Genomic DNA, 10,673 nt, shown 5'->3' on the forward strand with positions numbered 1-10,673 from the left:
TGTGCTGAGCATGGCTCGGCACTACAGGAGGGCCAAGCCAAACATCAAGGCCGAGCCAAGCCCGCACGTGTTGCGTGGAACGCCGGCGCACAGGCCGGCGCCACGTTGCCTCACATCGTCACCTTGCGCCGGTTGTCGTCGCTCACCCGGTCGATCAGCTTGTTATACGGATCGAAGCCCGCTTCATCCGGCTTTTCATCCACGGTCACCGTGATCTTCGGATCGGCGCTGGTGATGTGATGACGCTGCAGGTACAGCACTCTCTGGTCGCGTTCCTTGCCTGAAGGCCCGTTGGCGAACACGCCGATCTCGATCCAGTCATCCATCTTCCCGTCGCTTTCCTGGCCCTTGCCGTCGGCATATTGCTTGGCAGCATGCAGGTCCAGGGTCACGTCGTAGCGGCCGTCATCGCGCTTGCGGGCGCTGGCGACCATCACCCGGTTGTCGTAGAAACTGATCTTCTCGAACAGGTCGGTAACCAGCGGCTGGCGGTCGGCCGGGGTCTCGGCGCGGATGTAGGCCAGCAATTCGCGCGAGGTGGTGTAGGGCGGTTGCTGGTAACCCTTGTCCTGCAGGAAACGCTTCAATGCCCGGTTAAGCGCCTGCTCGCCGATCTCCTCGCGCAGCCGGTAGAACACCAGCGAACCCTTCTGGTAGTGGATGTACTGCTGGTTCTCCACACGTTCCAGCGGCTGTTCCTCGATGGCCTCGCCACCACGCCCGGACAGGTAGCCGTCCAGTTCGCGCTTGAGGAACTGGCGCATGTGCTGGCGGCCGTACTCCTGCTCCATCACCATCAGTGCCGAATACTGCGACAGCGATTCGGACAGCACCGTCGCGCCCTGCACGTTGGCACCGATTACCTGGTGCGCCCACCACTGGTGTGCGATCTCGTGCGCGGTCACATAGAACACGTAGTCCACCTTGTCCGGGTCACGCAGGTCGGCGATGAAACCGATGGCCTCGGAGTAGGGGATGGTGTTGGCGAACGACTGCGCGAAGCGCGCATAGCCCGGGAACTCGATGATGCGCACCTGGCGATGCTGGTACGGGGTGAAGTTCGCCTCGTAGTAGGCCAGCGATTTCTGCACCGCTTCGATCATCCGGTCCACGTTGTAGCCGTGCGCCGGGTCGAAGTAGACCTCCACCGGAATGTTCTTGTACTTCGCCTTGCGCACCTCCCAGCGCGCCGACAGATAGGCGTAGAAGTTCAGCATCGGCCGGTCCATGGCATAGCTGAAGCAGCGCCGGCCGTTGACCGTGGTCTCATGCTGGAGGTACCCCGGGGCCAGCGCCACCTGGTCCGGTGCCGTGCAGACCGTGGTGCGGAAGTCGAGCCAGTCGGCATCGTTGGAGATGTAGGTGTTGGCGCGTGCGGCTTCGTCTTCCAGCTTGGGCATGCGCCGCGGCTCGCCCAGGTCGCGCTTGCGGCGTTCGTTGCGGTCGCTGATCTCGGCGCCTTCGTTGTAGCCGAAGGAAGGCAGCACGCGGCTGTTGAAGAAGGTGCCGTTGTCGACGATGTTGCTTGGTGCCTGGCCGGCGGTGATGCCGTTGGGCTTCTGCACCACCCGGAAATGCACGCTGCGGGTTTCACCCGGTTGCAGTGGTTTCTGCAGGCGGTAGATGCGGTAGCCGAGATCGGCGTCATGCATCGCAAGTGTCTGCCCACCCAGGTCGACCGCGATCAGCTGCTTGTCATCGCCCATCGAGACGTGCACGTCCTGGATCGGCGTGGCGTGGGTGTTGCGTACCGTCCAGTTCGCATCGATCACCATCGACTGCGATTCCGGGAACAGGTCCACGCGGTTGTCCACGGCGACAATGCGTGGTTGCGGCAGGTTGCGGTATTTCGACAGCTCGCGCTCGTAGCGGGCCTGCAGATCCAGCTGCTGGTCCGGAGAAAGGAACTCGTTGCGGATGTTGGTGCTCCAGTACAGCCAGCTCCCCACGCCGACGAACGCCAGCGCGGCCACCGCGGCGAAGGCGCCGGTCGGACCACGCAGGCGGCGGCCGGCCAGGGCCAGGCGCTGGCGCAGGCCCTGGCTGACACCCCGTACCCAGAAGGCCGACGCCAGGCACATCAAAGTCAGCAGGAACAGCGCCCAGTAGCCCTGGAACGCCAGCTGCCCGGTCAGGAAGTGGCCGTAGCCGTTCATGTCCGAATAGGGCGCGTTGGGCCAGCTGCCGAAGTTGTACAGGTTCTGCGTGTAGTCGAGCAGGCCGAGCACGCCCTGGCCGATCATCACCACGATCAGCAGCGCATAACCGACGAACTTGTTGTTGGTGAGCACCTGCAGCACCAGCGCCAGGCCGCCCATCAGGATGTAGACCACCGAATCCAGCGCCAGGCTGCGCAGGTACAGCAGCGGCTCCAGATGCGTGTAGCCCTTGGCCAGCTGCACGCCCATCGCCGCCAGCGCGCCGGCGGCCTGGAAACAGACGATCACGGCCAGCAGTGCGGTGAACTTGGCCAGCAGCGGCACCCAGTTCGGCACCGGCATGGCATCGGTCACTTCGTTGATGCGCGCACTGCGTTCCTTCCAGACCAGCTCACCGGCGAAGAACAGCACAATGATCACCAGCAGCCAGCTGAAGGCCCCCTGCAGGCCCATGATCATCTGCGAGGTGACCGGCCAGATCGAGGTGCCGTACAGGGTCTGCCGGAACAGCGCGCTGGGCAGGAAGTTGGCCAGGCCCAGTACCAGCAGCACGATGAACGGCACGCTGCGCAGGACGCCGCGTGTATCGAAGCGGACCTGGCGCAGGAACTGCTGCCACGCGGTGGTGGCGGTGAACGCCGGTACCACGCGCGGCAGTGTCGCGCGGGTGGGGCGGGCGCCGGCGGCATCGGCAACCGGTTGCGCTTGCCTGCGGCCCCAGCGACGGCGGCCGCTACCGCTGCGCTCGGTACGGAACAGCGCGAAGGTAGCGGCGAACAGCGCCGCCGCCACAGCCAGCCACAGGACACGGTTGGCCAGCAGATAACCGGTCAGCTCGGGAATCCCGTTGTTGCGCTCGGCGGTGGACCAGTAGCGGATCGTGCGGCCGAGTGCGCGCATGCCCAGCGGTTCGCTCAGCACCGCGATCCACGTATTGTCGATGTCGCGCAGCAGGGCCGCGCTGGCGCCGTACAGCACCAGGTAGGCCACCAGGCCGATGTAGACCCACAGGATCGAGCGGGTCAGCGCCGCCAGCAGCGACAGCAGCGCGGTGGTGAACAACAGGTTCGGGATGACGATGACCGCGAACGTCCACGCATAGCCCTGCCAGCTGATCGGGCCCATGCGCTCGGGATCGACCCATGGCATGAACGGCGCCAGCCACAGTCCGAACGCGATCAGGACGTAGACCAGCAGTCCGGCCGCCAGTGCCGCGGCGATGCGCCCGGCCAGGTAGTCGCGCCGCTTTACCGGGCTGGCGAAGATCAGCTCGGCGGTGCCCAGTTCGAAGTCACGCAGGAGCGCGTTGCTGACGAACAGGGCAGTGATCAGCATGCCGAGCAGGGTGAAGATGCCCAGCATCTGCGCGATCACGGTGGGCGCGTTGCTGTGCACGTTGCCGGCGCCACCGCCGATCTGCACCGCGTCGCTGGACGCTGCGGCGAAGGCAAGCAGGGCGAACAGCCCGGCCAGGAGCCACAGCAGCGGGGAACGCAGCTGCTCGCGCAGCTCGAAGCGGAAGAAGTTGAAGATCATGGCGTGCTCCGCTCAGGCTGCCGCGCGGGCACGGGCCTGCAGGCGCAGGCGCTGGAAGTACACGTCCTCGAGGTCGGGAGCCACGGCCGCGAAGCCGTCGCCGGGGTCGTTGGCGCTGTGCACGTGGATCACCGGGCGGCCACCGACCAGGCGGGTGGACAGCACCACGTAGCGTGCTTCATGGTCGGCCAGTTCCGACGGATCGACCTGCTTGCGCCAGACCTGGTGCTGCAACGCGTCGATGGCCTCGGTAGGCCGGCCGGTCAGCAGCACCTGGCCCTTGTTCATGATCGCCATCGTCGGGCACAGATCGGTCACGTCCTCGACGATATGGGTGGACAGGATGACTGCCACGTTCTCGCCGATGGCCGCCAGCAGGTTGAGGAAGCGGTTGCGTTCCTCCGGATCGAGGCCGGCAGTGGGCTCGTCGACGATCACCAGCCGCGGGTCACCCAGCAGCGCCTGGGCGATACCGAAGCGCTGGCGCATGCCGCCGGAGTAGGTGCCGAGCTTGCGCTTGCGCGCGTCCCACAGGTTCACCTGCTGCAGCAGTCCATCGACCACCTCGCGGCGCTGCGCGCGTTGGGTCAGGCCCTTGAGCACCGCGAAATGTTCCAGCAGGTCCAGCGCGCTGACTTTCGGGTACACGCCGAAATCCTGCGGCAGGTAGCCCAGCCGGCGGCGCACCGCGTCCTTGTCGCGCAGTACGTCGATCGGCGCCTCGCCTGGAATGGTGAGGGTGGCCGTGCCGCTGTCGGCTTCCTGCAGGGTGGACAGCGTGCGCATCAGCGACGACTTGCCGGCGCCGTTCGGACCGAGCAGGCCGAACATGCCGCGCGGGATGTCCAGGGTGACGTTGTTGAGGGCATGCACGCCGTTGGCGTAAGTCTTGGACAGCGAATCGATCTTCAGCATGCGACGTACACCTTTCCATGGGCGATGTCTGCGCGTTATCCGCGCATCGGCTTCCGTGCGCATCCGCCGTTGGTCATGGGGGGAGAATTCCGCCGTCGCACGTTGAGGCGTGGCGGGAGGTCTGGTGGCGCTTACCGGCGCAGCGACGATTCCCGCACCACCAGCTTCACCGGGATGCTCTGGCCCTCCACCGGTTGCCGGCCGATCAGCGTCAGCAGGCGCTCCACCAGCAGCTGGCCGGCCTGCTTGGTGTCCTGCTGGACCGTGGTCAGCGCCGGAGACACCGAGGCCGCCAGCGGGATGTCGTCGAAGCCGGTCACCGCCACGTCCTGCGGCACCCGTAGCCCGGCCTCGCGCAGGGCGCGCATCGCACCGATGGCGATCAGGTCGCTGGCGGCGCAGATCGCATCGATCGGTTCGCCGCGCGCCAGCAGCGCCTGGCAGGCCTCCTGGCCGGAAGCCTCGGTGGTGATCGCATCGTGCTGCAGCGCCGGTTCGGCGGCCAGGCCGTGGTCCTGCAGGGCCGTGACATGGCCGCGGTAGCGCTCCTGGAATTCGGGGTAATGGCTGGAGGCATGGCCGAGGAAGGCGATGCGGCGGCAGCCCTGCTGCAGCAGGTGGGTGGTGATGTCATGCCCGCCCTGGAAGTTGTCGCTGCCGATCGAGACACCGGGCTGGCCGGGCAGGGCGGCGCCCCAGCGCACGAAGTGCGTGCCCTGTTCGACCAGCCGCTGCAGGCGGTCGCGCGATTCGTGGTAGTCGCCGTAGCCGAGCAGGATGATGCCGTCGGCCTTGTTGCTGTCCTCGTAATCGGCCTGCCAGTCGGTGGACAGTTGCTGGAACGAGACCAGCAGGTCCTGCCCGTGCAGCGCGCAGGCGCGGGTGATCGAGCCCAGCATCGAATGGAAGAACGGGTTGATCAGCGAGTCGTCGTTGGTCGGGTCCTCGAAGAACAGCAGGGCCAGGGTGCCGGCGTTGCGCAGGCGCAGGCTGGAGGCGTTCTTGTCGACCTTGTAGTTCAGCTCGCGGGCGATGCGCAGGATGCGCTCGCGGGTCTCGGCATTGACCATCGGGCTGCCCCGCAGGGCCCGCGACACGGTGGGCTGGGAGACCCCGGCCAGGTGGGCGATGTCCAGGGAGGTGGCTTTGCCTTTGATCGTCATGGGAACGGATAGGGAACGTGCAGCGATCATGATGCCATGAGGCTGGCCCTCCGCTTGCAGGTGCGCTCCTGTCTGAATGAACGGGGTTGATGTTAAAAAATGTGACCAATTTGTCATTTTTACTTGATTTGCACAAAAACGCATTCAGCAGATGGACAGCTGCCATGGCATGGCCCTAGAGTCCGCGCACCAGGGGACAACAAGGCAGTTGACGTGGGCAGTAACGGATCAGGGATCGATCTGCAGGAGTCGCTGTGCGTGGACGATGGGGGCGCGCTGGCGTGCTTCGTCGCCCTGTTGGGGTTTCTGGATCGGCCTGCCGACCCCGAGCAACTCCGGCACCAGCTGGGCCACCCCGAGGGCCGTATCGATACACAGGATCTGTTGCGCCTGGCCAAGCGGATGGACGTCAAAGCACGCGTGGTACAGGCGCGGGTAACCGCGCTGCGCGACCATCCGCTGCCCGCCATCGCCTGCCTGGCCGATGGGCGCTATACGCTCGTGCTCAAGGCTGACGCCGAGAACGTGTTGTGCTTCGACGCGGCGGCCGACGGACGCCCGGTCACGCTGTCCCTTGGCGAGTTCTCGCAGGAGTTCGATGGCCGCCTGTTGCTGATGACCACGCGTGAAAGCGTGGCCGGCGCCGCGAGGCGCTTCGATGTCGGTTGGTTCATTCCTGCCTTGGTGAAGTATCGCCGCCTGCTGCGTGACGTGCTGGTAGCCTCGTTCTTCCTGCAGTTGATGGCACTCATCACGCCGCTGTTCTTCCAGGTGGTGATCGACAAAGTACTGGTGCACAAAGGCATCACCACGCTGGAAGTGCTTGCCCTCGGCCTGCTGGTGGTTTCGGTGTTCGAAGTGCTGATGGGCGGGCTGCGTACCTACCTGTTCTCGCACACCACCAGCCGCGTTGATGCCGAACTTGGCTCGAAGCTCTTCTCCCACCTCACGCATCTGCCATTGGCCTATTTCCAGGCGCGCCGGGTGGGTGATTCGGTGGCGCGCGTACGCGAACTGGAGACCATCCGCGAGTTCCTCACCTCCTCAGCGCAGACGGTGGTGCTGGATCTGTTCTTTGCCATCGTGTTCCTGGCCGTGATGTGGCTGTACAGCCCTGCATTGCTGCTGATCGTGCTGATCACGCTGCCGCTGTACGCGGTGGTGGTCATGGTGGTCGGGCCGATGCTGCGGCGTCGGCTGGATGAGAAGTTCGTGCGCGGCGCCGAAAACCAGTCGTTCCTGGTCGAAGCAGTGACCGGTGTGGAGACCATCAAGGCGCTGGCGGTCGAGCCGCAGGCGCAGAACCGCTGGGACAAGCAGCTGGCGGGCTACATCCAGGCCAGCTTCCGCGCCAGCATGCTGGCCAACTGGGGCTCGCAGGCGGTACAGCTGATCCACAAGCTGGCCACGGTGGCGCTGCTGTTCTTCGGCGCGCGGCTGGTGATCGACGGCAAGCTGACCGTGGGCGAACTGGTGGCGTTCAACATGCTTGCCGGGCAGGTTGCCGGCCCGGTGCTGCGCCTGGCGCAGCTGGCCCAGGACTTCCAGCAGGCGCGCATCGCCGTGGAGCGGCTGGGCGACATCCTCAACTCGCCTACCGAACCGGCCAGCTCACCCTCGCGTGCCAGCCTGCCGGCAGTGGATGGCCGCATCGCGCTGGAGCATGTGTCGTTCCGCTATCGCCCCGAAGGCCAGGAAGTGTTGTCGTCAGTCAGTCTGGAGATTGCTCCGGGTGAGATCCTCGGCGTGGTCGGTCCCTCGGGGTCTGGCAAGTCGACCCTGACCAAGCTGATCCAGCGCCTGCACACCCCGGAGCGTGGCCGTGTGCTGGTGGATGGTGTCGATCTGTCCATGGTGGACCCGGCGTGGCTGCGGCGGCAGGTGGGTGTGGTACTGCAGGAAAACCTGCTGTTCAACCGCAGCGTGCGCGAGAACATCGCCATGGCAGACCCGGCGATGCCGATGAGCCGAGTGGTGGAAGTGGCCAAGCTGGCCGGCGCACACGATTTCATCCTGGAGCTGCCCGAGGCCTACGACACACGCATCGACGAGCGTGGTGGCAATCTCTCCGGCGGCCAACGGCAGCGCCTGGCGATCGCGCGTGCATTGGCGATCGATCCGAAGATCCTGATCTTCGACGAGGCGACCTCGGCGCTGGATGCGGAGAGCGAGGAAGTCATCCAGGACAACCTCAAGCGGATGTCCGCCGGCCGCACCGTGATCATCATCGCGCATCGTCTGTCGGCGGTACGCCAGGCCAACCGCATCGTGACCCTCGAACGTGGCCGCATCACCGAGACCGGCACGCACGAGGATCTGCTGCGCGCGGGAGGCCGTTACTCACTGCTCTACACCAAACAGATGGGCCTGCCCGCCGTGGCCGCCCCGTTGAACTGACCACCGCGCGCCCAGCCAAGGACAGCACGCATGTTGAAAGGACTGAGGCATCATTTGGGCATCCTGCGCGAGAGCCTGCGCGCGGAGCGTGCGCAGCAGGACCCACGCAGTTCGGCCGCGCCGGACTTCCTGCCGGCGGCGCTGGAGATCCTGGAAAAGCCCCCGAACCCGATCGGCCGCACCGTTCTCTGGCTGCTGATCGCCTTTCTGGCCATTGCATTGATCTGGTCGTGCCTTGGCCGCCTGGACATGGTCGCCGTGGCCGAAGGCAAGGTGATTCCGCGTGGCAATGTGAAGGTGATCCAGGCTGCGGACCAGGGCGTGGTCCGTGCAATCCATGTGGTCGAAGGGCAGTCAGTGAAGGCCGGCACACCGCTGCTCGAACTGGATCCGACGGTCAGCCATGCCGAAGTCGAGCAGGCGCGCCAGGCGTTGCTGACCGCGCAGATCGATGTGGCACGGGCGCAGGCCGTGGTTGACCACGTTGCCGGCCGGGCCGGTCGCTTCATCGCACCGGAGGGGGCACCTGACAGTATTGTTGCCGTCCAGCAGGCACTCGTCGCCGCCAAGCAGCGCGAGTTCGATTCCACCGTGGGCGGCTTGCAGCAGGAGCGCAGCCAGCGCGATGGCGAGCACGGCATGATCCTGGCCGAGATCGCCAAGCTGGAAGAGCAGCTGCCGCTGGCTACCGACCAGTTGAACAAGCTGGAGGAGCTGAGCCGCGACAACTACGTGCCGCGACTGCAGGTGGCCGAAGTGAAAGAGCGTGTTGTCGGCATGCGCCAGGACCTGGCTATTCGCCGTGAAGAGCAGCGCAAAGCGACCGCCGCGCAACTGGCGGCCAGCCAGCAGATGAGCAAGAGCCGCAGCGAGTTCGCACGTGAAGCACTGGATGCGCTGACTGAGGCGGAAGCGGCGCGCGCACTGCGTGGCGAAGAATTGAAGAAGGCCCATGACAAGGCTGGGCACACGGTATTGCGCGCACCCGTGAATGGCGTCGTGCAGCAACTACAGGTGCACACCATCGGTGGTGTGGTGAAGCCGGCCGATGCGCTGATGGTGCTGGTGCCGCATGACGGCGAGCTGGTGGTCGATGCGATGCTGCCCAATCGCGATGCCGGCTTCGTCCGGGAAGGGCAGCCCGTGGAGGTGAAGCTGGAGGCCTATCCGTTCACCCGCTACGGCGTGGTGGATGGCGTGGTCGAGACTGTGGGCCGCGATGCGGTACAGACCGAGAAGGAAGGGTTGCGCTATCCGGCCCGCGTGCGCCTGCTGCAGCCCTGGATCGAAGTGGATGGCCGGCGTCGCGCGCTGGCGCCGGGCCTTGCCGCAACGGCGGAAATCAAGACCGGTGATCGCCGCATCATTGAATACCTGCTGTCGCCGCTGTCCAGGCGCGTGCAGGAAGCGGGGAGGGAGCGATGAACCTGGTCAAAGGCTTGAGGCAGATGTTCACTCGGGAAGCGGGCGGCTTCCTGCTTGGAATGATCCTGATCGTGCCTGCCAATGCCATGGCCGCCGAGATCACCAAGCGCAAGCCGGCACCCTCTGGAGATATCAGTGCCGACCTTCTCTCCCAGCGGATTGTCAGCCTGCTGTCCGAGCAGCGGGCAGTACCCGGATTCAAGGGGATCTCGAGCTCGAGCTGGAATCGTCTTTCCGCTCGCCCCATGGCGCCCTCGCCTTACCGCACTGGTGTGTTGCGGATAGACGCCAAGGTTCGCGAAGGCTGGAACTACTGGATTGAATCCAGAGAGCGCCCCAATGGCGGGAACGTCGTTGCGTTCTACGTAGTGGGGGAGCAAGGCCGCCGGGTACCAGGGTACTGCACCTTCTCTTTCGCGGAGTTTGCCGATCGGCTGAGAAGAAACGGCTTTGATCACACGCGTCCCCAGGTGCCGCCAGGCTCTCCTCGCATACATTTTTTTTCTCGACCACATCTGCCCGTGGTCGTGATCACTTACGTCCCCACTGGATCCGTCAGCGGCGAATCCTGTGTGGAGAGCATCCAGGTCGAACCATCGGAGCAGGGAAATGGCTGAATTCAATTCGCAGTTGAAGTCGATTCTCGATATTCTCAGGGCGCGAGGTGGCGAATCGCTGCGCGCCGCGAATCTGATTCAGAGAGCACTGGAGGGCTCCCCGCAGCTCATCCTGCAGTTCAATCGCGCGGCGCTTCAAGGGAAGCTGAAGGCGATTGAACTTCTTCCGGAGAGTGCCAGCGAGGGCGGGCATCTCGACGACGGGGTCATGCGGCTGTCAAGGAACGCGCTTTCCAGAGGCGTTGGCACGGCAGTGATGGACAACCTGAGATCCACGCTAGGTCATGAGATCGGGCATGGCTTGTTCAGTGGTGCTGTCGATGCTGCTTCCGGGAATTTCTCGAATGTAGTGATCAATCTGTCGCAGTTCCGTGATTCGGATCGCAACTACACCATAGCGATCAAGAACTATGTGCTTGCAGCACGTGCCAACGAGGCCGTCGCAACAATCAACGGGTGGA

General features: G+C 65.0%; 6 protein-coding genes. 3 read left to right on the forward strand and 3 right to left on the reverse strand.

Features of this window, described 5'->3' with window-relative positions; all coding sequences use genetic code 11:
• Positions 1 to 110: 110 nt before the first annotated feature.
• The 3 genes from AC5P6E_RS14385 to AC5P6E_RS14395 form a co-directional block, all read right to left on the reverse strand.
• Positions 111 to 3,695, reverse strand: a complete 3,585-nt coding sequence (locus tag AC5P6E_RS14385) for an ABC transporter permease/M1 family aminopeptidase (protein WP_495231061.1) — start codon at positions 3,693 to 3,695, stop codon at positions 111 to 113.
• A 12-nt stretch (positions 3,696 to 3,707) separates the two neighbouring features.
• The gene (locus tag AC5P6E_RS14390) at positions 3,708 to 4,610 is read right to left on the reverse strand and encodes an ABC transporter ATP-binding protein (protein WP_010483501.1); all 903 of its coding nucleotides are present in this window, start codon (positions 4,608 to 4,610) and stop codon (positions 3,708 to 3,710) included.
• A 131-nt stretch (positions 4,611 to 4,741) separates the two neighbouring features.
• Positions 4,742 to 5,773 carry a LacI family DNA-binding transcriptional regulator gene (locus tag AC5P6E_RS14395; protein WP_019337078.1) on the reverse strand — a complete coding sequence of 344 codons (1,032 nt, stop codon included), beginning with the start codon at positions 5,771 to 5,773 and terminating at the stop codon, positions 4,742 to 4,744.
• A 213-nt stretch (positions 5,774 to 5,986) separates the two neighbouring features.
• Here AC5P6E_RS14395 and AC5P6E_RS14400 point away from each other — a divergent pair, with 213 nt between their 5' ends.
• The 3 genes from AC5P6E_RS14400 to AC5P6E_RS14410 are packed head-to-tail and all read left to right on the forward strand — an operon-like array spanning position 5,987 to position 10,212.
• On the forward strand, positions 5,987 to 8,170 hold the full coding sequence (locus tag AC5P6E_RS14400; protein WP_275043469.1) for a type I secretion system permease/ATPase: 2,184 nt from the start codon (positions 5,987 to 5,989) through the stop codon (positions 8,168 to 8,170).
• A 30-nt stretch (positions 8,171 to 8,200) separates the two neighbouring features.
• Complete coding sequence (locus tag AC5P6E_RS14405; RefSeq protein WP_029550716.1) at positions 8,201 to 9,595, forward strand: HlyD family type I secretion periplasmic adaptor subunit; 1,395 nt, start codon at positions 8,201 to 8,203, stop codon at positions 9,593 to 9,595.
• Positions 9,592 to 10,212 (forward strand): hypothetical protein, encoded by a 621-nt coding sequence (locus AC5P6E_RS14410; protein ID WP_049413466.1) that lies wholly within the window; start codon positions 9,592 to 9,594, stop codon positions 10,210 to 10,212. Before AC5P6E_RS14405 ends, AC5P6E_RS14410 begins: the two co-directional genes overlap by 4 nt.
• The last annotated feature ends 461 nt before the right edge of the window (positions 10,213 to 10,673 follow it).

The organism is Stenotrophomonas sp. YJH_SMC_16 (assembly GCF_059367875.1).